This is a genomic window from Rhizobium tropici CIAT 899 (genome assembly GCF_000330885.1).
Taxonomy (GTDB): Bacteria; Pseudomonadota; Alphaproteobacteria; order Rhizobiales; family Rhizobiaceae; genus Rhizobium; species Rhizobium tropici.
Window position 1 is genome coordinate 262,652 of the sequence record NC_020062.1, and the last position, 25,154, is coordinate 287,805.

The 25,154-nt window shown below is 57.4% G+C and carries 20 protein-coding genes; 12 read left to right on the plus strand and 8 right to left on the minus strand.

Translation table 11 applies throughout. From position 1 onward, the window contains the following. Window positions 1-134 precede the first annotated feature (134 nt). The 6 genes from RTCIAT899_RS23395 (at window position 135) to RTCIAT899_RS23420 (ending at window position 6,672) form a co-directional block, all read left to right on the plus strand. Window positions 135-1,163 (plus strand): ABC transporter substrate-binding protein, encoded by a 1,029-nt coding sequence (locus RTCIAT899_RS23395; RefSeq protein WP_015342274.1) that lies wholly within the window; start codon window positions 135-137, stop codon window positions 1,161-1,163. Window positions 1,164-1,273: 110 nt separating this feature from the next. Further along, entirely contained in the window at window positions 1,274-2,386 is a 1,113-nt protein-coding gene (locus RTCIAT899_RS23400) for an ABC transporter ATP-binding protein (RefSeq protein ID WP_015342275.1), read from the plus strand. A 12-nt stretch (window positions 2,387-2,398) separates the two neighbouring features. After that, window positions 2,399-3,310 (plus strand): ABC transporter permease, encoded by a 912-nt coding sequence (locus RTCIAT899_RS23405; protein ID WP_015342276.1) that lies wholly within the window; start codon window positions 2,399-2,401, stop codon window positions 3,308-3,310. Next, window positions 3,303-4,109, plus strand: a complete 807-nt coding sequence (locus tag RTCIAT899_RS23410; protein WP_041678125.1) for an ABC transporter permease — start codon at window positions 3,303-3,305, stop codon at window positions 4,107-4,109. Before RTCIAT899_RS23405 ends, RTCIAT899_RS23410 begins: the two co-directional genes overlap by 8 nt. A 51-nt stretch (window positions 4,110-4,160) precedes the next feature. Beyond that, window positions 4,161-5,201, plus strand: coding sequence for a histone deacetylase family protein (locus tag RTCIAT899_RS23415; RefSeq protein WP_015342278.1), 1,041 nt, complete (start codon window positions 4,161-4,163; stop codon window positions 5,199-5,201). 37 nt (window positions 5,202-5,238) lie between these two features. Continuing rightward, window positions 5,239-6,672 carry an aldehyde dehydrogenase family protein gene (locus RTCIAT899_RS23420; protein ID WP_015342279.1) on the plus strand — a complete coding sequence of 478 codons (1,434 nt, stop codon included), beginning with the start codon at window positions 5,239-5,241 and terminating at the stop codon, window positions 6,670-6,672. Between the two features lie 82 nt (window positions 6,673-6,754). On the opposite strand, the gene RTCIAT899_RS23425 is transcribed toward RTCIAT899_RS23420, so the two are convergent. The 7 genes from RTCIAT899_RS23425 to RTCIAT899_RS23455 all read right to left on the minus strand — a co-directional run bounded on the left by RTCIAT899_RS23425 (window position 6,755) and on the right by RTCIAT899_RS23455 (window position 15,762). Next, window positions 6,755-7,654, minus strand: coding sequence for a helix-turn-helix domain-containing protein (locus tag RTCIAT899_RS23425; protein WP_015342280.1), 900 nt, complete (start codon window positions 7,652-7,654; stop codon window positions 6,755-6,757). A 180-nt stretch (window positions 7,655-7,834) separates the two neighbouring features. Further along, complete coding sequence (locus RTCIAT899_RS23430) at window positions 7,835-9,262, minus strand: amidase (protein WP_015342281.1); 1,428 nt, start codon at window positions 9,260-9,262, stop codon at window positions 7,835-7,837. A 569-nt stretch (window positions 9,263-9,831) separates the two neighbouring features. After that, complete coding sequence (gene ggt / locus RTCIAT899_RS23435; protein ID WP_015342282.1) at window positions 9,832-11,418, minus strand: gamma-glutamyltransferase; 1,587 nt, start codon at window positions 11,416-11,418, stop codon at window positions 9,832-9,834. A gap of 180 nt (window positions 11,419-11,598) precedes the next feature. Beyond that, on the minus strand, window positions 11,599-12,399 hold the full coding sequence (locus RTCIAT899_RS23440) for an amino acid ABC transporter ATP-binding protein (RefSeq protein WP_015342283.1): 801 nt from the start codon (window positions 12,397-12,399) through the stop codon (window positions 11,599-11,601). Further along, entirely contained in the window at window positions 12,396-13,175 is a 780-nt protein-coding gene (locus RTCIAT899_RS23445; protein ID WP_015342284.1) for an amino acid ABC transporter permease, read from the minus strand. Before RTCIAT899_RS23445 ends, RTCIAT899_RS23440 begins: the two co-directional genes overlap by 4 nt. Window positions 13,176-13,185: 10 nt before the next feature. Next, window positions 13,186-13,995, minus strand: coding sequence for an ABC transporter substrate-binding protein (locus tag RTCIAT899_RS23450; protein ID WP_015342285.1), 810 nt, complete (start codon window positions 13,993-13,995; stop codon window positions 13,186-13,188). 843 nt (window positions 13,996-14,838) lie between these two features. Beyond that, window positions 14,839-15,762, minus strand: coding sequence for a LysR family transcriptional regulator (locus RTCIAT899_RS23455; protein WP_015342286.1), 924 nt, complete (start codon window positions 15,760-15,762; stop codon window positions 14,839-14,841). A gap of 148 nt (window positions 15,763-15,910) precedes the next feature. Here RTCIAT899_RS23455 and RTCIAT899_RS23460 point away from each other — a divergent pair, with 148 nt between their 5' ends. Next, complete coding sequence (locus RTCIAT899_RS23460) at window positions 15,911-17,599, plus strand: GMC family oxidoreductase (protein WP_015342287.1); 1,689 nt, start codon at window positions 15,911-15,913, stop codon at window positions 17,597-17,599. Between the two features lie 24 nt (window positions 17,600-17,623). After that, on the plus strand, window positions 17,624-20,137 hold the full coding sequence (locus RTCIAT899_RS23465) for a CoA transferase (RefSeq protein WP_015342288.1): 2,514 nt from the start codon (window positions 17,624-17,626) through the stop codon (window positions 20,135-20,137). A 198-nt stretch (window positions 20,138-20,335) separates the two neighbouring features. On the opposite strand, the gene RTCIAT899_RS23470 is transcribed toward RTCIAT899_RS23465, so the two are convergent. Continuing rightward, complete coding sequence (locus RTCIAT899_RS23470; RefSeq protein ID WP_015342289.1) at window positions 20,336-21,235, minus strand: LysR family transcriptional regulator; 900 nt, start codon at window positions 21,233-21,235, stop codon at window positions 20,336-20,338. 110 nt (window positions 21,236-21,345) lie between these two features. Here RTCIAT899_RS23470 and RTCIAT899_RS23475 point away from each other — a divergent pair, with 110 nt between their 5' ends. The 4 genes from RTCIAT899_RS23475 to RTCIAT899_RS23490 are packed head-to-tail and all read left to right on the plus strand — an operon-like array spanning window position 21,346 to window position 25,079. Beyond that, window positions 21,346-22,428, plus strand: a complete 1,083-nt coding sequence (locus RTCIAT899_RS23475) for a 4-oxalomesaconate tautomerase (protein WP_015342290.1) — start codon at window positions 21,346-21,348, stop codon at window positions 22,426-22,428. 47 nt (window positions 22,429-22,475) lie between these two features. Continuing rightward, window positions 22,476-23,477 carry an ABC transporter substrate-binding protein gene (locus RTCIAT899_RS23480; protein WP_015342291.1) on the plus strand — a complete coding sequence of 334 codons (1,002 nt, stop codon included), beginning with the start codon at window positions 22,476-22,478 and terminating at the stop codon, window positions 23,475-23,477. An 11-nt stretch (window positions 23,478-23,488) separates the two neighbouring features. Next, window positions 23,489-24,322: an ABC transporter ATP-binding protein gene (locus RTCIAT899_RS23485; protein WP_015342292.1), complete on the plus strand. Its 834-nt coding sequence runs from the start codon at window positions 23,489-23,491 to the stop codon at window positions 24,320-24,322. Further along, entirely contained in the window at window positions 24,306-25,079 is a 774-nt protein-coding gene (locus RTCIAT899_RS23490; RefSeq protein WP_041678126.1) for an ABC transporter permease, read from the plus strand. Before RTCIAT899_RS23485 ends, RTCIAT899_RS23490 begins: the two co-directional genes overlap by 17 nt. Window positions 25,080-25,154 lie beyond the last annotated feature (75 nt).

A 25,154-nucleotide genomic window follows, 5' to 3' on the forward strand; every position in this document is an offset into this window, starting at 1 on the left:
GCAGAGGGGATGGCTAGACGAGAGGCAAGCAGCCTGCACAATCTTGAAGCCGCAACAGAGCATTCTCGGAAACTCTGCAGCTTTCGAAATGGCGGAATCCCGGATTATAGCGCCGGAAAACTAGCGAGGGGAAAATGAGATTCACCGTCACATCCGCCGCATTCATTCTTGGCCTGAGCGCCACCGCCGCCCTGGCGGAAGGCAATCTCAACATCTATAACTGGGGCGAATACACTAGCCCCGAACTGATTGAAAAATTCTCAAAGACATACAACGTCCATGTGACGTTGACGGACTTCGATTCCAACGATACGGCACTTGCAAAAGTGCGCCAGGGCGCCTCCGGATTCGATATCGTCGTTCCGTCGCAAAGCTTCATCCCGACCTATATTCAGGAAGGGTTGCTAGCTGAAACAAATCCGGGGCGGATGGAAAATGCCAAGAACCTCGAAGAGAGGTGGCGGGACCCGGCGTTCGACCCCGGCCGAAAATATTCCGTGCCGTGGCTCTGGTATACGAGCGGCATAAGCGTCAATACCTCCGTCTTCAAAGGCGACATAAATACCTGGAAGGTGATTCTGGATCCGCCAGGCGAATTGAAAGGGAAGATCAATATCGTTCCCGAGATGAACGACATCATGTTCGCTGCGATCAAGTTCGAAGGCGGGACATGGTGCACAGGCGACAAGGCTTTGCTCACCAAGGTTCGTGACCGCCTCATCGAAGCCAAGAAGAGCTGGCTGTCAATCGATTATGCCGGCATACAAAGAATGGCCACCGGGGATGTCTCGGCCTCTCTCGACTGGAGTGGTTCCGCGCTGAAGCGGCGTACCGAAAACCACAGTATTGCTTATGGCCTTCCGAGAGAAGGCTTCACCTATGGCTCAGACAATGTGGTGGTTCTGAAGGACGCTCCAAATCTGGAAAACGCCAAGCTTTTTCAAAATTTTATCATGGCGCCCGAGAACGCAGCATTGAATTCGGTCTATGCCAAATATGGAGCGGCAATCATCGGCGCTGAGAAATACTACTCGGACGAGATGAAGGGTGCGCCGGAACTCGTCATTCCACCAGACATGGAATCAAAGGGTGAGCTTTTGACACTTTGCGATCCCAAGATCACGCAGCTTTACAGCCGCATCTGGCAGGACGTCCAGAAGTAATTCAGCGGGAACGACGGCGCGCTAACGATTTCCTTCATTCGGTTCGACGTCAGCGCGCGTGTTCCACCTGCTACATCGGCCCTCGCCGCGCGATTTATGTTGAGGACAATATGACAGGTGAGATTACACCGGACGTAGCTATTCGATTGAAAAAGTTAACCAAGACCTACGGTTCTGGGAATGGCACCGTCACCGCGGTCAAAAGTACCACGCTTGACATCTTCAAAAATGAGTTTTTCACATTGCTTGGCCCGTCGGGTTGCGGAAAGACCACTCTGCTGCGGCTGATAGGCGGATTTGAATACCCGACAACCGGCACCATTCTCCTTGATGGCCAGGACATCGCGGAAGTACCGCCGTTCCGACGTCCCATCAACACCGTCTTCCAGAACTACGCGCTTTTCCCACACATGACGGTTGCGGAGAACATCGGCTTCGGCCTGCGAATGCTCAAACGGCCCCGCGATGAAATCGCTGCCCGCGTAGATGAAATGTTGAAACTGGTGCGACTGGAAAATCTGTCCGGTCGGCGGACGGGACAAATATCGGGCGGTCAGCAGCAGCGGGTCGCGCTGGCGCGCGCGCTCGCATCAGAGCCGAAGGTTTTGCTTCTCGACGAGTCGCTCTCGGCGCTGGATTACAAACTTCGCAAGGAAATGCAGATGGAGCTCAAGTCGCTTCAGGCCGCGACGGGCATCACCTTCATTTTCGTGACGCATGATCAAGAGGAAGCTCTAACGATGTCCGATCGTGTCGCGGTGCTGTCCTCAGGTGAAATAATGCAGATCGGATCCCCGCACGAAGTCTATAATAGGCCTGCAAATCGTTTCGTTGCGAATTTTGTCGGTGAAACGAACTTCCTTCAGGGACGGGGTCTCAATCCGGACGCTCGTGGGACGATGATTGATCTTCAAGGGATCGGCGCAGTCGCCATTCCTACAAAGGATACCGTTGCCCCTGGCGCGCTGGTGCACATCGTCGTCCGGCCCGAGCATCTGCGAATTTTTCCGTTGTCACATGAGCCGGCCAGCCAACTTACCGGGTCGGTGAAGATGGTAAGTTTCTGCGGTCCGGAAACGCAGTACACCGTCGAACTGAGCAACGGCTCTGGCCTTCTGTTGGTCCGCAAGTATAACACGCCAGACGAAAATCCATCCATTGCCATCGGGGATGACGTTTCCGTGAGGTTCACGCCGAACACGGCCCAGGTTTTGCCCGGTTGAGGAGACGTAGAGATGGCTAGTCTTGAATCGGTACGGTCGAAAACAGATAGCCGAACGCGCTGGCTCCTGATTAGTCCTGCCATGCTGGTCGTCATTGTCGGTGCGATTGCACCGCTTCTGGTTATCGTGATTTATTCATTCCTGACTCCGGGTCCGACCGGCGGCGTGAATTTTGCACCATCCTTCGATGCCTGGACGCGCGTGCTCTTTGATCGAGATCTATTCGATGATGCACTGACGTTATCTGGGACGAACCTCGAGATCCTGTCTCGCTCACTTCTTCTATCGTTGGTGACTACTTTCGTGTGTCTGCTTGTAGGATTTCCTACAGCTTATTTCATCGCGACTCGCAGTACACTTAACCGGGAAGTCTGGCTTCTACTTGTCACCGTTCCCTTCTGGACAAATCTCCTGATCCGCACGTTTGCCATTCAGGATCTCATCCGGAACGAAGGGATCATCAATACCGTCCTACTCAAGGCAGGACTGATAGCTGAACCGCTCCAGATGCTGTTCACGAACTTTGCGATCTGCATCGGCCTAATCTATGTCTATCTTCCTCTGATGATCCTGCCTGTCTACGCAAGTCTGGAACGGTTGGATCGAAACCTGCTCGAGGCGGCATCCGACCTTTATGCTCATCCATTTAAAGTGCTTTTGGAGGTCATCGTACCGCTCGCTCGACCGGGCATTGTTGCTGGCTCCATTCTCGTATTCATCCCTGCAATTGGTACCTATGTCACTCCGATCCTGCTGGGTGGAGGCAGAAAACTCATGATCGGCAACTACATCGAATTGCAGTTCGGCCAAGGTCGGGATTGGCCGTTTGGTTCCGCTCTTTCGTTGACCCTTATGGGCATCGTGATGGTGGCACTGCTCGTCTATATCCGGCATGGCGACACCCACGGACACGAACATGGCTAAGAATTTCCTCGTAACCCATCAGCGCGGCTTCAGTGCCGTGGCCGTGACTACGTTCATTTTTCTATACACACCATTGGCTGTGGCCCTCATCTTTGCCTTCAACGCCGGGACCAGTGCCGCAAAATGGGGAGGCTTCTCGCTCAGGTGGTTTCAGAGCGCCGCAAACAATCAACAAGTCATCGCGGCTTCCATTCTGTCACTGAAACTTGCTGTCATATCAGCCATCCTGGCAACAGCGGTGAGCACGTTTGCTGCGTTGGCGATGACGCGGGGACCAAAGTTTCGAGGGTGGACGTTCACCTACGGAATAATTTCGGTCCCGTTGATGGTACCGGAGATTGTAACCGCCGTGGCGCTCTTGGTTGTAAGCGCGACATTTCGAGGCTGGACCGGCTATACTGGTCTCGCGTATCTGATCGTAGCGCACACGGCCTTCTGCGTGCCGTTCGCGTATCTTCCGATCCGAGGCCGCCTCCAAACGATGGATATCAGTCTGGAACGCGCTGCAGGCGACCTCTACGCATCGCCCTGGAACGCGTTTCGCTTCATTACGATGCCTCTGCTTTTCCCGGGCATACTCGCGGGCTTTATCCTCGCCTTTGTCACTTCGCTGGATGACGTTGTGATCACCGAATTCGTAAAGACGGCCGGCCAGGATACACTGCCAACCTACATGCTTGGCCAGGTGCGTCGCACAATTACCCCGGAGGTGAATGCGATAGCGGCGGTGTTCTTCGCGATCTCGTTGGCGCTGGTGATCTGTATTTATGCCGTCAATCAGCGAACGAAAATCAACTGAATTCTTAATTTCACACACCCGATCCGGGATATGCTACGTGGATAATGTTCGATGAAAACGATTTTCTCACTGAAACAACTGAAACACCAGGGTCAATTCGAATTTTACAATGGCGCTGTTGTTGAAGGCTATGAGAATATATCCCGTGCAACGTTCATAACAAGCCGGATCGAAGAGGTGCGTCTCGGGCCCGTTCTTGACCCACGGCCGCAGTCCTTGGACATCGCGAAACGAATTCACTCAACTGCTTATATTGATTTTATAGCATCAGCGTGGCGGCTTTGGGGGGAAGCCGGGCGCACGGGCACCGCTCTTCCTTACGCTTGGGCTGCGAGAGGCAGGTATAAGGATATTGCTCCCGACTCTATCGATGCTTTGCTTGGACTCTATTCGATCGATGCCAGTACCGGCTTTGTCGAAGGCACTTGGGAGGCTGTCAAAGCCTCGCATGACAGTGCCCTGACTGCAGCAGATTTGATCATTGAGGGCGAACAGGCTTGTTTTGCCCTTTGCCGTCCTCCCGGCCACCATGCCGGGACCGATTTCAATGGCGGCTATTGTTTCGTCAACAATGCCGCTGTCGCCGCGCAACGCCTGCTGGACGCTGGCGCTTCACGAGTGACAATTCTCGACATCGACTATCACCATGGAAACGGCACACAAGAGATATTTTACACGCGCGGCGACGTTCAGGTTGTCAGCCTTCACGCAGATCCCCGCAATGATTATCCTTTCTTTGCCGGCTATGCCGATGAACGAGGTTCCGGCAGCGGAGAAGGGTTCAACCTCAACATACCGCTTCCAGACGGCACCGACTGGACGCAATGGGAGAGGGCACTTGAATTCGCGCTTGGTAGCATCCGGCAGTTTGGTCCTGACGTAGTCGTCATCTCCCTTGGCGTTGATACCTTCGAGGGCGATCCAATCAGTCGCTTCCGACTTTCGCACGGCCATTTTCCTCTTATTGGCGCCCACCTGGCCGCTCTCGGGATGAAAACCTTGTTCGTTTTGGAAGGCGGTTATGCTGTCGAAGACATAGGCATAAACGTTGTCGGGGTTCTTTCTGGCTATGAGGATGCCATCCGCCGCTGAGGCGATGGCTACAACACACAATGTTACTGGAGCAAGCATGCAGTACGACAACGCACTGAGATTCTTTATCGACGGACAGTGGCTCATGGCGAGCGGCGCTGGCCGAATGGACGTGATCAATCCCGCAACCGAGCATCCGTTCATGCAGATCGCGATCGGCACCACCGAAGATGCCGACTTGGCCGTGCGGGCGGCCTTCGAGGCCTTCCCAGCTTTCTCGCAAACGAGCAAGAGCGAAAGGCTGGAACTCCTGCGCAATGTTCTACGATGCTACAATGATCGCTACGAAGATATCGCGCATGCCGTCAGCACGGAACTCGGCGCGCCGTTGAAATTTTCGCGCGAGGCACAGGCCTGGGCGGGGCAGATCCATTTGGAGTCAACAATTGCGGCTCTGGAAGCGTTCAGCTTCGACGAGCACAGCGGAAGTTCGATGGTCACCTGGGAACCGATTGGCGTTTGCGCGCTCATCACGCCATGGAATTGGCCCCTGAACCAAATCGTCTGCAAGGTAGCGCCGGCTCTCGCGGCGGGCTGCACGGTCGTGCTGAAGCCGTCCGAATTGGCGCCTCTCAGCGCGATGATCTTCGCGGAAGTGATTGAAAAAGCTGGAGTACCCAGGGGCGTGTTCAACCTGATCAACGGTACAGGCCCTGTGGTCGGACAATATCTCGCCGGTCATGCCAAGGTCGACATGGTGTCCTTCACGGGATCGACCCGCGCGGGCATTATTGTGGCTAAGACGGCTGCGGAGACGGTCAAGCGGGTGGCTCAGGAACTGGGCGGAAAGTCGGCCAATATCGTGTTGGCTGACGCTGACCTCGAGGATGCGGTCATCAAGGGCGTCGAAGCGTGTTTCAGCAATTCTGGCCAATCCTGCGATGCGCCAACACGCCTACTGGTCCCCGCAGAGCGCCATGCCGAGGCGCTTGAGATCGCGAGACGGGCCGCGGCCGCCACTCGCGTCGGCGATCCCCTTTCTGAAAATACCGACATGGGGCCGGTGATTAGCCAGCAGCAATTCGACAAGATTCAGGGGCTGATTGGTGTGGGTATCGAAGAAGGCGCTATACTGGTTGCAGGCGGGCTGGGCAAGCCTGAAGGGCTGGACGTCGGCTATTACGCAAAGCCTACGATCTTTGGCGGTGTTACGCCGGAGATGACGATTGCCCGAGAGGAAATCTTTGGCCCTGTCCTCTCCATCATGCCCTATGACACGGAGGCGGACGCAGTACGGATCGCAAACGACTCGATCTATGGTTTGGCCGCTTACGTACAGGCCGGCAATCTGGAACGGGCCAGAGCGGTCGCGCGGAAATTGCGGGCCGGGGCAGTTTACGTTAACTACGCACCGTGGGATACACATGCGCCGTTCGGTGGTTACAAACAATCCGGGAATGGCCGCGAATATAGCCATTGGGGAATTCGCGATTTTATGGAGGTCAAGGGAATAGTAGGCTGGGGGACGTGAGCGCCCCCTTTGACAGTTTCACAGGATAGGCGGGGTGAAGAGCAGAGTAAGCGTAGTGGTGGCGTTGATGGCCCGGAGAACTCTAACTCTTCAACGTTTCAGACGGCGTCTCGCCGAAAAGCGATCGATAGCGAAGGGCAAAGCGGCTCCAGTGAAAGAAGCCCCAATCCATGGCGATGTCCGAAACCTTCCGCGGCGCGCAACGGGCTTGCAGCAAGTCGCGACGCGCCCCATTAAGTCGAAGCAAAGTCAGAATTTTATCAAGGGGTATCTGGGAGAAGCTCTGACAGGAAGCCCTGAGTTCGAAGGCCGATACACCGAGTTCACGCGATAGCGATCTTACCGTATGCGGCCTGTCCGGCGCATCTAAAATCCTATCGCGGATTTTCTTATAGATTTTTTCGGCCTTAGCTATTTGCGGTATTTCGCAAAAGATACTTGTCTGGAAAAGAAGCTCGAAACGATCCGTAATTAGGTCCGCGAGCAGCTCATCGACGTCTTCCCTTGCGTAAGGATAGGATTGCTGGCTCGCAGCTCCAAGGAGCGACAACAGCCAATCTGCGAGAAATGCCGCATGTTCCAATGGAGCTTCGACGAGCTGCGCTTTGCTACTGCGCTCTTCATCGCATATGGCACTGCGCCTGAGGACTAGCATCAGCAAATCGCTACCGGCATCCATGAAGCCGATGCGATTGGTCCAATTTAGCGCGAAGCCCGAAACGCCGAGTGCTCTTTCGCCGCGGGCCAACTCGCTTTCGTCGAGTTTCGGGTAGTAATAGAAGATCACGCTTCCTTCGGGCGCGGAGAACACTTGTTCCGTTCCGACACTGATGGTTTCGCGCAAAATCTCCACACCGGGGAGCAGAATGGCTGCCGTTCGACCGTCATAGCCGCCTGTGGATACCTGTCGGTACTCTTGCCGCCAGCCTGGCAAGGATGTTTCTTGCTCCACCGCGTCATGGAAGGTGGTCTCAACATACACGTTCCCTGCACCTCCGGTTATACTTCGACAAACTCAGTCAAGCCTATGCATGAGAAGCTTAGCCATTCGATACTGCACCAGCTCGGCCGTGTAGTAAACAAGGCTCGGAGACGGGGTTCTCTACGAATGGCTTTGGCCAGCCGCACCTGAGTCGCGCGGTCCTCACAATCGGAAATACAATTAGCCCAACACCGGACGTCGCTCGTCGCTTCCGTACCATGTTCCGATTTCGACTTCGTAGGCAAGCGCGATGCTCAATACGTCCTGATCGCAATAGGTCTTGCCAACGATTTGAATTCCGGTCGGGATTCCGCTTGGAGCGCACCCTGAGGGCACGCTGACGACCGGGCAACGGCTGAGCGTGTTGAAGGGATGAGTCATCAACCAGCCGAGCATCGGCTCGACGTGCTGCCCGTTGATCTGAAGTCCGTCCGAAGGCTCGAAATCCGCACTGACGGCCGGAACCGCCAAGGTTGGGCAAATGAAGGCGTCAAATTTCTCCATCATCGGGCCAAAAGTTCCATACATCTCACCGGCAAGCTCGAGAGATCTGAGGTACTCTTTCATTCCCTTGGCACGGGCACTTTGAGCGAAGGCGCGAGTATAGCCACTCAGCTCGTCGCCATGCGTGTCAAGATATTGCGCGACCCATGTCCCAAAGATCGAGGCGAGATAGTCTCGCGCAGCGACTTCCGCGCTGAGCGTCCAGCCAAGGTCGACCTCGACCACTTCGGCGCCCATGTCCCTGAGACGGTCAATTGCATCCAGGGTATTCTTGCGCACATCCTCGCTCACCTGTTTGAAACCGAGATCGATAGAGTAGGCGATCCGCTTCGATTTCATGTCTGCAGGTTGGTTCGCTATTTCGATTTTAGGCCGCAGGGAGGCGACATCGAGGGGGTGAGGCCCACTCATGACGTTTTGCATCAGGATGCAGTCGGCAACGCTGCGAGCAAGTGGACCGGGATGGTTGTAAAAATCGAAGCCAAACGGAGCGAGATCGGCGTTTCGTCCGTATGGTGGCTTATAGCCCACCAGTCCACAAGCCGACGCAGGAATGCGAATAGATCCGCCGATGTCTGATCCGGAAGCGAGCGTCGTGAAACCCGCTGCCAGGGCCGCTGCGGAACCGCCGGAGGAGCCGCCGGTGGTGAATTCTCGGTTCCAGGGATTTCGTGTAACGCCCCATAGGCGCGAATGGGTAAAGCCGGCGCATGAAAATTCAGGCGTTGTGGTTCGGCCCAGGATAACCGCCCCGGCATCGATCAGATGCTCGTTCACTGGCGATGTTACAGACGCGACTTCCTCTTTGAAGATCAACGAACCAAATGTCGTGACCTTACCCGCAATCAGGCTCTCATCCTTGATGGCTACGGGAATGCCCTCTAGTGGCCGCAACGTTCCACCGCTGCGATACCGCCGCTCAGCCTCTCTTGCGGCGGCGATTGCCTCGTCCGCATAGAGGAATGAGAATGCGTTGATGTCGGAGCCAACCTCAGCAATGCGTGCCAATTGCGCGTTCAGAAGCTCGACCGGCGACAAGCTTCCCTTCCGAAACGCAGCGAGCGCGTCGGTGGCAGACAAATAGCAGAGTTCCAAATCACTCATTCTCATGCTCCAACGCGATCCCCTTTTGGCCACTGCTTGCGCTAGACAGGTGATCAGCAACTTGATCTTGTAGCATTGTCGGACTACCGGTCTCTATCCGCCCCGATTTGGTGGTCGCGCCTATTTTTTGGGCCTTGGAAAGGAATATTCTTAGCGCCCAAGGTGTCATAGAATGATGATGCGACATGGAGACATGCAGCCCAACACGGACAAGGCCGATGCGGCTCATGCCTCGGCATTCTAATGGATTGCAGCCTTCATCGACGTGGCCACAACGAGGGAAGGTAAGGCATAGCTCGTCTCTACGCACATGACACCGCGCTGAATGTTGGGGAGTGAATCTCAACCTGCGCTATCAATCCGGCAAAGCCGTGCCGGATGCATCGCTGTTCTGCAGGCCGGCCTCGATAAACTCAGCCGTCTGCTCGTAGTGGCTAGGCGCCGAAACATTCGCCATTCATCGGACCATTTTCCCGGCCCGATATTACGGGGCCGGCAAGAAAGCAGACTCATTGATCGCGGCTGACCATATCGCGTACCACAAGCGGGTGGCCACCAGCGACCAACTGCTAGTAACCCAGGGCGCAGCCATCCATGCGGCCATCCGATCCGCCTATGAGAACGCCTTCATCCCAATCAATCATAATCATCTGTCCCCCGCCATGTGGCTCCGTCGCCTCGACGATGCTGTGACCCATCTTTCGCAACAGCTCGATCGTTTTCTGTGGAACGCTGTGCTCGACGACGGTCTTATCCATGCTGTGGAAGATCCGAGGCTGATCGATCGCCTCCTGCGGATCGAGCCCGAAATCAGTCACCCCCGTGAGCACGTGCGTGTGGCCGAAGGGCTGGTAGTCGCCGCCCATCACACCGTAGACCAGCCAGGGTCGGCCATCTTTGAGGGCCATACCAGGCATTATGGTGTGGAGCGGCCGCTTGCCAGGTCCGACGGCATTGGGATGGTTGGGGTCGAGCGAAAATCCCATCCCGCGGTTCTGCAGCGTGATACCATACGTCGGGGTAACTCGCGTCGAACCGAACCCCGAGTAGACCGAATTGATGAAGCTTACGCAGTTGCGGTCCCGGTCGACAACAGTCAGGTAAACCGTGTCGGATTTGCGCATCAAGGGTGGCGGCAGGTGGGTTGCAATCCGCTGCGGGCTGATCTCCTCCCGCAGTCGTGCCGCATAGTCCTTGGACAGGATCTCTTCCAGCGGGAAGGCGGCGTGACGCGTGTCGCAGACAAAAGCATCGCGATCGCGATAGGCCAGCCTGCCGGCCTCGACCTCGAGATGCAGCCGTTCCGCGCCGAGCGGTTCCAATGCCGAAAGGCCGTAACCTTCCAGGATATTCAGCATCAACAACGCGGTGATACCCTGATTATTGGGCGGGATCTGGCAGACTTCAATGCCACGATAAGTGCTGCACACGGGCGTGACATATTCGCCTTCGGCAATCGCGAAATCTTCCTCGGTGTGATAGCCGCCTAGGCTACGCAGATAGTCGACGATCTCCTTAGCCACCGGTCCCTTGTAGAACCCATCCCGGCCCTTGGCGGCAATCAGGCTCAGTGCTTCGGCTAGGCCCGGATTGCGAAACACCTCGCCAGCACGCATGGGCCGTCCTCTTGGTAGGAAAACCCTGACTGCATTGGGATCGCGCCGCAGCCGTGCCGCTTCCGCACTCCAATCGCGGGCCACCCTGGGATGGACAGGAAATCCGTTGCGCGCGAAGCTGATGGCGGGTGCCAGAAGCTCGGCGATCTCCTTGCGGCCATGATCGGCCACAAGCCGCGTCCACGCATCAATGGCGCCCGGAACAGTGACGGAATGAGGACTCGAATCCTCTATCTGGGTCGCGCCTTCCGGGGCAAGTCCGCTGGTTGGTAGGGCATGTGGCGTTCGACCGGAACCGTTATAACCGATCACCTCGCCGGTGGCGTTGTTAGTAAAAAGAACGAAGCAGTCTCCACCTATGCCCGTTTGTTGCGGCTCTACAACGGCGAGTACGGCTGCGGCGGCGACAGCAGCATCGATGGCGGCTCCCCCGCTGCGCAAGACCTCGATGGCAACGCGTGTCGCGTGCGGATTATGCGTCGCGGCCATACCGTTCATCGCCATGGCGGCAGATCGCCCGGGCAGTTGAAAGTCACGCATGGTGATCTCCTCTTGGGGGGATTTTAGCCGGGCCTGAGCGGGCCCGGGCAGTTTCAGGTCAACTCCCGTCGGGTGGACGCACAAGCTGCCTGATGGATCTGGACTTGACTCACCTGTTTCGAACATTACGGCGACCGCGCCAACTCAGCGCGAGCGCCGTCCCGCCGGCCTGCGTCGCCCTCAATGATCCCGTTTGCCGATGACGCGTGACAAAAAGGCTGCGGTCCGCTCGTGCTTGGGCGCTGTGAAGAACGTCTCTGGTGGCGCATCCTCGATGATGCGCCCCTCATGCATCATGATGACGCGATTTGCGACCTCCCTCGCAAATCCCATCTCGTGGCTGACGACGATCATGGTCATGCCTTCACGTGCGAGTTCCTTCATGACATCAAGCACTTCGCCTATCATTTCCGGATCGAGCGCGCTCGTCGGCTCGTCAAAAAGCATGATGGACGGGCGCATTGCCAAGGCGCGGGCAATGGCGACCCGTTGCTGCTGACCGCCGGACAGTTGCGAAGGGTAGGAGTTTTCCTTCTCCTTGAGCCCGACGCGCGCAAGCAGGACTCGCGCCGTCTCGATCGCATCGTCGCGCGAGATTTTTCGTACATGGATCGGCGCCTCGATAATGTTTTCAAGCGCCGTCAGATGAGGAAAGAGATGGAACAACTGGAAGACCATGCCGATTTCACAGCGCTGGCGAGCAATGTTGCTCTCCGTGTCTTCAACCAATCCTCTCTTGCTCTCCCGGTAGCCGATCAGGCGACCGTTGACCTCGATGCGCCCACCTTGGATTTTCTCCAGATGGTTTATGCAGCGGATGAACGTGGTCTTGCCGGAACCCGACGATCCCACCACAACGATAACTTCACCCTTGTAGACGTCGAGATCAATTCCTTTCAGGACTTGAAGATTGCCGTAGCGCTTTTCGACACCGCGTACGGTGACAATTGGCGTCGATTTAGTTGCACCTTTATTCGTCATCTCGGCTCTCTAGCCTCACCAAATCCGAAAATCCTGCGATAGGCGGAGAAAGATTGCGTGTTCGTTTCCCTGGCAGCCGGTTCACCGAATCGCCGTTCAATGTAGGCCTGCACAAAGCCCCAAAGCGTCGTCAGCGTCAGGAAGTAGCAAGCTACGACCAAGTAAAGCTCAAAGACCCTGAAGGTTACCGTTGTGACCATTTGGGTAGCGAGCAGAAGTTCGGGGACGCCGATAACACTCAGAAGAGTGGTATTTTTCAGCATTGCATTGAATTCATTGCCAAGCGGCGGGATGACCACGCGTGCTGCCTGCGGCAGGATAATCCGCCTCATATAGAGCGGGTATGTCATGCCCAACGATTTCGAGGCTTCGGTCTGGCCGACGCCAACGGAACCAATCCCGGCGCGAATGATTTCAGCCATGTAAGCCGCCTCGTTCAGGGTCAGGGCAAGAACGCCAGCCTGAATATTGCCTGGAAGGACAAAAAGACCGAGATCGAGGTCCTCAAAGCGGAAGATTCCCGCCGCCGCCATGCCGGTATAAACGAAGACGATCTGCACCAGCAATGGCGTCCCGCGAAATGCCCACACGAAAAATCGTGCAGGTAAATTCAGCGAGCGATATTTGGAGATGCCGGAGAGTGCGATGAATAGGCCCAGGATAGTACCCAAAGCTTGAGCGATCACGCTGATGCTCAAGGTCAGCCAGAGACCGTGCAGGTACACGGTGCTCGGCCTCAGCAGATATTCCCAGAAAATGCTCAGGTCGAAATTCATGGATCAGGTCCTACTCGATCGCGTCGCCTCCAAGTTCCCATTCTTGAAGGAGCTTGCTGTAGGTCCCATCTGCCCGCATAGCATCGAACGCTGTTTGAATGGCGTTTTCGATCTCGCCGTCCCCCTTGCGGATCGCCATGCCGGTTTTTATCTTGTTGAATGGCTTGCCGGCGATATCGAACACCTGGCCAGCCTTTTGGAAGAAGAAGGCCGCCGTCTCAAGTGTCGTTCCATAGGCATCGACCTGCGCGGTCTGGAGGGCCTGCCGCGCATCGGAGTCCTTGGGGAATACGACCACGTTTGCTTCGGGTTTGCCAGCCTCCTTGAAAAGCTTGTTCTGGGCGTCCAGCAGGCTCTGAATTGTCGTGCCGTTACCAACAGACACTTTCAGACCGGAGATCCCGTCAAGACCTTTGATGTTCTTGGGATTGCCCTTGGCGACCAGCAGCGACTGACTGGAATACATGTAATTGATGAAATCGACGACTTCACGGCGTTCCGGCTTGTCGAAAAGTTGCGACAGTATCGCGTCACACTGTTTGGCCATCAAAGCCGGGATGATTGCGCTGAAGGCGACTTCTTTCCATTCGACTTTCAGCCCCATCCGCTTGGCAATTTCGGTCCCCAGTTCGATCTCGAAGCCGGTCAGGACCTGGTGCTCGTCATAGAAGCCAAGGGGAGGATTGCCGAACTCGGCGCAAAAGGTAAGCTTTCCGGCATGTGTCAGATTTGCCGGCGGCGCCATATTGGCGGCGTTCGCGACACCAGCCGTGAGGACGATGGCAAAGGCGCTCATCAGTTTCAGGGGGAATCGGGTCATTTCGATGCTCTCCTTCCGGGGTTTTTCCGTGCCGCCCTGATATCCAAGTGCGTACGAACGGCCATTTTTCCTGGTTTATTCAGTCACTTACGCGAACCGCTCGACGAAACTCTGGGCAACTGCACGGAATTGCACCGGCCGGCAGTTCAATACAGTCTCGAGCCAGCCGTTGATCGCGCTACGAAGCGCTCGTCTCGCTTGCTGAACGAAAGTGCGCCGGATGACCGCGAGTGAACCCGAATATCGGTCAAGAGTGCTAGCTCAATCGTGTCCCTGGGGCGTGGCAAAGCAGGATATTGGCGGTTCTCTGCTGAGGCGCCGGGAAGATGAGGGCCGCACTAGGTGATGTGATGGAAGCAGAAAGTCGGGCGCGGGTGAAGGCCCGCGTCATCGTCCCGAAGGAGCACGCTTGTATGTGGGTCGACAAAGAGGCGATTTCAGCGTCAACAATACACTCGATGCGATAATGGTCTTGTTCATTTTCCCCTCGCTTTACTGAGTTATCGGTTGTTTGGTTATTATCGCTGTCCCCCAATGCGATCTATCAATACGACAAGGCTAAAAGCTGCTCTATCCACCCTCATCTGCTCGCCTGACGTATTACCTGACCTATTATTAGGCAAAGGGTCTCCGCCGAGACGTTTGGGCTCTCGGAGCGCTCGACGAAATCGAGCGTGGCGGTTCGGCATTGTGGATGCTAGAAAGTCTGAAAAGGCGCATCGTCACTAGCATTGGCGATGTGATTACTGCTCAGAGTATGGAATATACGCTCCCGCGTCGCGGCGAGCACATCATAAAGCAGGCCGTCGGCCGGCACATCGGTCCTGTCGGGATCCACGAAGATTAGACCCAGACCCGCCCGATCGCATCCAAGGCGGCCTGTATAATCGGATCTTCGACGCGAGCCTCCATGCAGATGAAACTTAACGTCGTTGAAATACTCACATTGTCTGCAATCACGAGTCCGTGTGCCTGTTGTTCATGAAGAGCAATCGACTCTCGGCAAAGGCTTAATCCAACCCCGGTCCGCACCATGGCAACCATGGACATCTCCTGATCCACCTGGGCGATGATATTCTGTCGGACGCCGAGATCTGCAAACAAGCGCGATAGCAACCGATTATGAACCGAGGCCTGCGGTGTGCCGATCCAAGGAAGAGATGAGAGCTGTGTCCAATCCGCGCCGCGCACGAAACTCGCGAGCGATGGTGGAGCGACGACGCGATAGGTCAATTGCGCTAGCTTGCGGATATGAAAAAGCGGTGCGCCTGCTACGGCAATCTCCGCCGAAGGCTCATAGTCTCTCGCGTCGCCGAGATAGAAACCTGCATCGAGTTCATTTCGTCTCAGCCCTTCTGGCACGTCCCCGCTCATTCCGTGACGTAGTGTGGTTTCTATGCCTGGCCCGCTTTCGATCAGTGCTTTTAGAAACGCCCCTAGCCGCGTGAACTCAGGGTCGATGATCGTGCCGATCCGTAGTTTTCCTCGGACGCGCGTCGCCAGATGTCCAGCTGTCTGGCCAAAATCCACCAGAGTGGCAAGCACCTGCTCCGCCTTGGCCGCCAATAGCGCGCCCTCCTGCGTCAACTTCAAGCCTGCGGAAGTCCGCCGGAACAGTGACAGCCCGGTATCCGCGGCAAGGCGTTTAAGTTGAAGCGTGACCGCGGGCTGGGTGATGTTCAATTGCTCCGCGGCGCGCGTGACGTTGCCCTCGCGCGCCACTGCAACGAATGCTCTTAATGTCCTAAGGTCGATCGACTGCAACATATTAATTTTACTTATAATGCCTCGCACTATTTGTCATTGGCTTTTCAAGCCGATCATCCGTTAAGCCTGAAACAAATGCAGGGGAGGAAGCGATGTCTTTTGAAGCTTATGAGTTTGCGTTTCGCAATTGCAACAGGTGGGCATTGCTATGACGCGCAGCGCTTCTCGCCCGTCGGGCGAAGCTTTTGACTACATCGTTGTCGGCGGGGGCTCTGCCGGCTGCCTGCTTGCCAATCGCCTCAGTCGCGATCCGGCGATGCGGGTCCTGTTGCTGGAAGCCGGTCGCAAAGATGATTATCCGTGGATTCATATCCCTGTCGGTTATCTCTACTGCATCGGCAATCCACGCACCGACTGGCTGTACAAAACCGAGCCCGATGCTGGCCTGAACGGGCGGTCGCTGCGCTACCCGCGCGGCAAGACGCTTGGCGGCTGCTCTTCCATTAACGGCATGATCTATATGCGAGGCCAGGCGCGCGACTTTGACGGCTGGGCGACGGTGACGGGCGATGACGCCTGGTCCTGGCAGAATTGCCTACCTGATTTCAAGGCGCACGAGGACCACTACCGCTTGGACGGCGGCGCGGACCCGAAGACTGGTGGCAACAGCCGGTTTTCCGACATGCACGGCCATGGTGGCGAATGGCGGATCGAGAAGCAGCGGCTCAAATGGGACATTCTCGAATCCTTCGCCGAGGCCGCGATCGAGGCCGGCATTCCGCGCTCCGGCGATTTCAACAGCGGCGACAATGAGGGCGTCGGTTATTTCGAGGTCAACCAGCGCTCCGGCTGGCGCTGGAACACGTCGAAGGCTTTCCTGCGCCCTGTACGGAACCGCCCGAACCTTACGATCTGGACACGATCCCATGTCGAACGACTGATCCTGGAAGACGATGGTTTCGGCCGCAAGCGTTGCACCGGCGTCATACTCCAGCGGCAGGGGCAGCGCGCAGAGGTGCGGGCGCGCAGGGAGGTTATCCTGTCCGCCGGCGCGATCGGCTCGCCGCAAATCCTGCAACTATCAGGTATCGGCCCCGCCGGATTGCTAAAGCGCCATGGCATTGAGGTTATCCATGACCTGCCGGGCGTCGGGGAAAATCTTCAGGACCATCTTCAAATCCGTGCGGTCTTCAAGGTTGATAATGCAAAGACGCTGAACACGCTCGCCAACAGCCTGTTCGGCAAGGCGACGATTGGACTGGAATATGCTTTGAAACGCAGCGGCCCCATGAGCATGTCGCCGTCGCAACTTGGCGCCTTTACCCGGTCTGACGACAGCCAGGCCCACGCCAACCTGGAATATCACGTCCAGCCGCTCAGCCTCGACGCCTTCGGCGAACCGTTGCACAACGTACCCGCCTTCACCGCGAGCGTCTGCAATCTCAATCCGACCAGCGTCGGCAGCATACGCATTCGCTCCGACAAGGCGTCGGACGCCCCGGCGATTGCGCCAAACTATCTCAGCACGGAAGAAGATCGTAAGATCGCTGCAGAAAGCTTGCGGCAGGTGCGCAGGATCGTGTCGCAGCCGGCGCTCGCGAAATACCAGCCGCAGGAATGGAAGCCCGGCGTGAAGTTCCAGAGTGACGAGGAGCTGGCGCGGCTGGCTGGCGATATCGCCAATACCATTTTCCATCCCGTCGGGACGACGAAGATGGGCAGCGCCGTCGATCCGATGGCGGTTGTGGACAGCCGTCTCAGGGTGCGGGGTATCGAGGGCCTGCGCGTTGTCGACGCGGGCGTCATGCCGAAGATCACCAGCGGCAACACTAACGCACCGACGCTGATGATCGCCGAAAAGGCGGCCGGCTGGATCGTCGCCGACGCGCGCGCATAGAAAATTCTTGGGGAGACAAGAGCAATGACATCGATCGCGCGTTCCGCGCTTCCGCTTTTCGGCGTTCGGGTGGTTGATTTCGGGCAATATATCGCCGGCCCGGCCGTCGCCATGATCCTTGGCGATCTCGGCGCGACCGTCGTGCATGTCGATCCGCCCGGCGGTCCGCTCTGGGATAATCCCGCCAATGCCATTCTCAACCGCAACAAGCTGATCATCACCCTCGATCTCAAAACGGAAGAGGGGTTGGATGAGGCAAAAGCGCTGGTGGCGGAAGCCGATATCGTCGTCGAGAATTTCCGCCCCGGCGTGCTCGCCCGGCTTGGAATCGATTTTGTGGCGCTGCGGACGGCACGGCCGGAACTAATCACCCTGTCGATCCCCGGCTTCGCCTCCGACGACCAACTTCGCCGCGATTGGCGGGCCTTCGAGGCGGTGATCGCGGCCTCTTCCGGCGTCTTCACGGATATGGGCCTCAATCGCGTTCTGATGGGCATCAATCCGTCTTTCTCACCGCTGCCGCTCTCGTCCGCCTATGGCACCATGCTGGCGGCGTCCGCGGCAGTTCTGGCGCTTCAGGCGCGCGAGCGCACCGGGCACGGCGATCATATCGAAGTGCCGCTGGCAAGCGCCGTCATGGAGGGCCTCTCCTACAACTCGATCCTGATCGACGATTATCCGCTGCGCTACCAGACTCAGCGCGAGCGCGAGATCGAGCGGCGCCGCGAAGAAGGCCTCCCGATGGATATGTCCTATGACGACCTTCAGGAGTTCCTCGATCCCTTCTATCGCAGCTATATGTGCGCCGACGGTCGGATGTTCTACGTCGTCTGCCCCAGCCACAAGAACCATGCGAAGCGCTGCCTGAAAGCCCTCGGTCTCTACGACGAGTTGGTGGCCGAGGGATTGCATGAGGAGGAAGACACCTATCTGCCGGTCTCACAATGGTCGTCGGACGTGTCGCTTGGTGTGTATCCGCTCCCGAAATTCTGGGCCGACAAGATAGCGAACCGTATGAAGGAGGTTTTCCTGACCAAGACGGCGGCCGAGTGGGAACGTGTTTTCGGGGAGGGTCTGTTTCCGGGCGCGCCACAGCGCTGGCTGAAGGAATGGATCGCCGACGATCACGCCAAGGCTGCCGGATTGATGATCGAGGTGGACGATCCGATCCTCGGCCAGATGATCCAGCCGGGGCCGATGACCTGGCTGCAGGAGAGCGCCGAAGCCATGCTGACGCCAAGCGCGAGGCGCTGGGGAACGGCCAAGGAGGCGCTTGCGCTTCTCACCCGCATGGAGCGCCCGTCCTTGCCGGCGCCCACGACCGGCGCCCCCGGCGGCTGGCTGGATGGCGTCAAGGTGCTCGATCTGTGCAACGTGATCGCCGGCCCGCATTCGGTCGCCTATCTCGCCCGTTTCGGCGCGGAGGTCATCAAGATCGATCCGGCCAAACCGCTCTACGACTGCTGGAACACCGTGATCTTCGGCATGTCGCACATGCGCGGAAAGCAATCCGTGCTGCTGAACATCGGTTCGCCCGATGGCCGCGTTGTCTTCGAGGAACTGGTGCGCTCCGTCGACGTTGTGGTCTGGAATGCCACCGACCGTCAAGTCAAGGCGATGGGGCTCGATGCCGAAAGTCTGAAGGGGCTCAACCCTCAGGCAATCTTCTGCCAGCTCGATTGCTTCGGCGGTCCGCGCACCGGCCCGCGCACCGACTATCTCGGCTATGACGACCTCGTGCAATCGGCGACTGGGATCATGCTGCGTTTCGGTGGCTCAATGAAAACGCCGGAGGAACATGCTCATGTCGGCACAATCGATGTCATGTGCGGCTTCGGCGCGGCGCTAGGCATTGCCGCCGCTCTCTACCAGAAATCCAGAACCGGGATCATCGGCCGCCCGCGCACGTCGCTGTCGGCGCTGACCGGCCTCGCGCAGATTCCGTTCTGCTACGACTATGCTGGGCGCGGCCCGTTCGATGAACCGTCCGGACGTGAAACAAAGGGTTACCATGGCCTGTCGCGGCTCTACGAAACATCCTCCGGAGACCATCTGTTGTTGTGCGCTTCGGAAGGCGATCTGCCGCGCTTCGGCAAGATCGAGGATCTGAAGGAGATTGTCGAGATGGCGGCATCCGAACGCGAGGCTTATCTCGCGAAGGCTTTTATGACCGCGTCTGCAGAAATCTGGCAGCAGCGGTTGCAGGGCGCCGATATCGGCGTGTCGCTCTGCGAGAACATCGAAACGATCCGCAGCCGCAGCGCCCACATTGCCGACGGCACGCCGGGCATCGACCGGGGCAGCTATTCCTTCTCCATCTTCCCGAACCATCCGAGCGGACACACGGTCACGCAGCTCGATCCCTTCGCCATCCGTCCGGCTATCGGCAAGGTCACGGCTGTCGCGCCGGCGGAGAAGTACGGAGCGTCTACCCGCGCCGTTCTCCGAACCCTGAACTACACAGAAGCCGAGATCGACCGGCTGATCGCCTCCGGTACGATCAGCGAGTGCTGGAGTGCTGAGTATCTGCCGAGCTAGCAGGAAACGGTGGCTTCGGGTTTTGAGGAGGATACCGGAACCACCGGCCGCCCGCCCGGGGTACACGATGGCGCTGACAGGCTTAAAACTTCAACACCGCGCACCGGGAGGGCGTGCCATGAAAGAACTCTTTGCCTCGACATGCCTTGCAGCAGCGATGCTGACAGCCATGCAAGCCGCATCGGCAAATTGCGGTATCTAGGTTTGTCTCCACGCCCCGATCAGCATGCGCATGAAATGCTCCGCGGCAGGCGACAAGGTGCCGCCGCGGCGCCTGACGATCCCGATGGTGCGCGAGATTTCGGGGTTTCGGATTGGGCGTGTGATCAGGAAGGGATGCTCCCCCTGCGGGGTCGCCATTTTCGGCAGCACTGAAATCCCGAGCCCTGCCTCAACAAGACCGAGCGATGTGGAAAGATGGGTCACTTCGTAAAACCAGTTGAGCTTGATGTTCGATCTGGCCAGAGCAGCGTCAAGCAATGTCCTGTTCGCGCTGGAGCGATGAACCGTGATCAGCGGGTAGGGTTCAAGATCCTGCCATCGGACCTCTTTCTTTTCCGCTAGCGGATGGTCGCGCTTGGCTGCCAGGACAAACGGATCCTCGGCCAGCCTCTCGAAGACCAGATCGCTGTCGGAGCTTCCCATGATGTTGATTCCGAATTCGACTTCGCCGCGCGCGACGGCCTGCAAGGCGTCGGTGGCAGTCAGATCGAGAATCCGAAGCCGAATATTCGGGTATTCCTGATTGAACTGGCGAATGACGGAAGGCAGGAAATAAAAGGCTGCTGTGGGCAGGCATGCAATTGTTACCAGCCCCCCGCGATTGGCTCCCAGTTCTCGCATCGAAAACAGCGAGCCGTCGAACTCTTCGAGCATACGCTGCACCAGGGGCACGAGCTCGGTTCCAAGGGCTGTGGCCGCGACGTGGCGCGTCGTCCTTTCCAGCAGCGGCGCACCGATCGCCTGCTCCAGCTTTTGAATGCGCCGGCTGAGCGCAGGTTGCGACATGTTCAGCTGATCGGCAGCGCGATGAAAGCCCTGCAGTTCGACCACGGCGAGGAAGGCTCTCAGGTCAAGGATTTCGCAATTGATGTTCATTCCGTATCAATGTCCTCGATTTTAGCATTTTACATATCAATCATTAATTCCATAATAGCAATAACAAGGTGGATTGATACGATAATCACATTATCCGGTGAGAAAAACGCATGAATGATTTGCTCTCGATACCGTGCGTACTGATGCGGGGCGGCACCTCGAAAGGCCCGTTCTTTCTGGCGTCGGATCTGCCGCAGGACCCTGCCGAGCGGGATCAAGTGCTTTTGTCGGTGATGGGTTCTGGGCACCCGCTTCAGATCGATGGTATCGGAGGGGGAAATCCGGTCACCAGCAAAGTTGCCATTTGCGGCCCGGGAACGGTGCCTGGCGCCGACGTGGACTATCTGTTCGCGCAGGTTCGCGTCGACAGGCAGATCGTCGATACCTCACCCAATTGCGGGAACATGCTGGCGGCTGTCGGGCCGTTCGCGATAGAAGCGGGGCTTGTGCCGGTCGCCGGAGACACCACTCTCGTCAAGATCTTCAACGTCAATACCGGCAAGATGATCGAAGCGGAGGTTCCGACGCCGAACGGTGCGGTAGCCTATCTCGGCGATGCCAAAATCGATGGTGTACCCGGCCAGGCCGCTCCGATCGCGCTCACGTTCAAGGATGCGGCAGGTGCCCGAACGGGCCAGCTCTTCCCGAGCGGCAAATCGATAGAGACGATCGACGGCATCGATGTGACTTGTATCGATTGCGCGATGCCGATGCTTCTGATCGAGGCCGCCTCGCTTGGCGTGAGCGGATACGAGAGCGCTGCTGAACTGAACGGCAATCATTCGCTGATCGAGCGGCTGGAAGATCTTCGTATCCTTGCCGGCGAGAAAATGGGAATGGGCGACGTTCGCAGTCAAGTCACTCCGAAACCGGTCCTCATCTCTCCCGCCAGACAAGGCGGCGCATTGAGCGTACGGTATTTCATGCCGAATGAATGCCATCCGTCACTGGCGACAACAGGCGCTGTCGGGATTGCAACGGCCTGTGTGAGCGAAAACACTGTGGCATCCCGCCTTATTGGCGTTCAAACACCGCCCGTCGTGCTTTCCATTGAACATCCGAGCGGCCATCTGGACGTGAAGCTGCAGTTGAGAGATGGAAAGCTCGTCGCCGGAATTCTTCGCACGGCACGCAGGCTGTTCGAAGGCCATGTCTTTGCAAAGCCCGCCAAAACGCTGGTTTGTGCAGCATAATCAATCAACCTATGGTGCCGGGAGGGTGCCAAAATGGAGGAGATCGAATGAAAAAGCTTATTCTCGCACTCGCTGCGGCGGTCGCGCTATCCGGAACGGCTTTCGCGGAACCTGTCCGCATTAGCGTTGGTTCCTACAACCTCAACAACCTGCCTTTCCCGGTCGCGCAGGGTTTGGGTCTTTATGAGAAAGAGGGCCTGGAGGTCACCGTCGAAAACTTTGCGTCGGGCGGATCGAAGACCCTGCAGGCGCTGGTTGCCGGCTCGACGGATGTCGCTGTCGGCTTTTACGACCATACGATTCAGATGCAGTCGCAGAACAAGCATGTTGTCGCCTTCGTAGAGCTGGGGCGCAATTCCGGGCTCGTGCTGGCCGGTGGCAAAGACGCGAAATTCGATCCGAAGAATCCGGAGACGATCAAGGGCGCCAAGATCGGGATCACCGCTCCGGGATCGTCCTCGGACTTCTTCATTCGCTACTATCTTCAGCGGCACAAGCTTTCCGCGAACGACGTTTCGATCATCGGCGTCGGATCGGGCGCCGCGGCAGTGGCCGCGCTTCAGCAGGGCAAGATCGATCTGCTCGTAAATTACGATCCTGCGGCAACGTTTGTGGTGGAGAAGGGTGTCGGAAAGATCCTGATCGATGCCCGTAATGACGATGGCGCCAAGGAAATCTATGGTGGCATCTATCCGACATCGGTACTTTACGCCACGCAGGACTACATTTCCAAAAATCCGGAGACCATTCAGAAGGTCACCAATGCAACGGTAAAGGCGCTTCAATGGATGAAGACGCACACAGCCGCGGAGATCGTCGAAAAGCTTCCGCCGGAATTCATTTCGGGCGACAAGGAGACGTATATCAAGGCAGTTGAAAACGCGCGGCAGATCTTTTCCACGGATGGGCTGCTGGACGAAAAAGATATCAAGACGCCTCTCGATGTCCTGACGTCGTTCAACGACAAGGTCAAAGCTGCCAAGATCGACCTTTCCAAGACCTATACCAACGAATTTGTAGCTAAGGTGCCGGCGACGGCATCGAACTGAGGGAGGTTAAGATGTCCGTGACAGCCTTAAAGCCGGCAGCACAGACACCGCATGCGGCGGCGTCACCCAAAGCGATGGTGGCAATCGAAAATGTCACCATGGCCTTTGGCTCCTTCGTCGCGGTCCAGGATGTGAATCTGACGGTGGCCGATGGCGAATTCGTCGCTATCGTGGGGCCGACGGGCTGTGGCAAAAGTACGATCCTGAATGCGATCGCAGGTCTTTTGAAGCTGGCAAAGGGCTCGGTCTCCATCGATGGCAGCGTGGTCTCCGGCATCCAGAATAATATCGGCTATCTGTTTCAGCAGGATGCCCTGCTTCCGTGGAAAACCGCGATCGAAAATGTGGAACTGGGCCCGATGTTCCAAGGCGTCGGCGCAGCCGAGCGCCGGGAGCGAGCCCTCAAATGGCTGGCGAAGGTCGGGCTTAAAGGCTTCGAGGACCGCTATCCCCATCAGCTTTCCGGCGGCCAGCGCAAGCGCGTGCAAATGGCGCAGGCGCTAATAACCGGGCCGAAGGTTATCCTCATGGACGAACCTTTCTCCGCGCTCGACATTCACACCCGGCATTTGATGCAGAATGAGCTGCTTCGCCTGTGGCAGGAAGAGCAGCGGGCCGTGGTTCTGATTACCCATGATCTTGAGGAAGCGATTGCGCTGGGAGATCGGGTGGTAGTTCTGGCCGCCGGGCCTCGGTCGCGTGTCATCGACAGTTTCCCTGTCGATCTGGAGCGGCCTCGCGATGTCGCGGAGATCAAGCTCGATCCCCGCTTTACCGAACTCTATCGCAATATCTGGGCTTCCCTGCGCGGTGAAGTGGAGAAAAGCTATGAACGCCATGACTGAGAGACTCACCCAATTGGCATTGCTGCTGGTCATTGTCGGCGGTTGGGAGATCGGCGTGAACCTGGGCGTGATCGACGTCTTCTTCTTTCCCTCGCCGGTCGATATTCTGAAGCAGGTGTTCACCTGGGTCACCGATCCAGGCTTCTTCAAGCATGTGACCATCACCCTGACGGAAACGGTGCTCGGCTACGTCATCGGCACGGCTCTTGGCGTTGCTGCAGGCGTATGGCTCGGACTGTCACGTTCCGCTGCTCGAATCCTCGATCCGTTCATCAAAGGCCTGAACGCAATTCCGCGTGTAGTCCTCGCCCCGATCTTTGTCCTGTGGCTCGGCCTGGGCCTGTGGTCCAAGGTGGCTCTCGCCGTCACGCTCGTGTTCTTTGTAACCTTTTTCAATGCGATGCAGGGCGTGCGTGAAGTCAACCCCGTGGTGCTGTCGAATGCCCGCATTCTCGGGGCGAAGAAGTCCGAACTGCTGCGCCATGTCTATTTCCCGGCTGCGGCGAGCTGGATCCTTTCATCGCTTCGGACATCCGTCGGTTTTGCGGTTGTTGGCGCCATCATCGGTGAATATCTGGGTGCATCGGCCGGTCTGGGTTACCTCATCGCGCAGGCTGAAGGGAACTTTGATGCCGTCGGCGTCTTTGCGGGGATTTTCATCCTGGCGGTGTTCGTCCTGCTGATCGATCTCGTCCTGGATTTCGTAGAGGCTCGTCTGATCAAGTGGCGCCCGCGCGCGGCGGAACGTACCACCTGATTGCGCAAAGATAGTCGGAGCGTTCACGCATTTCTTCGAATTGCGTGAACGCTCTTTGGTTCTATGCGCATCCGG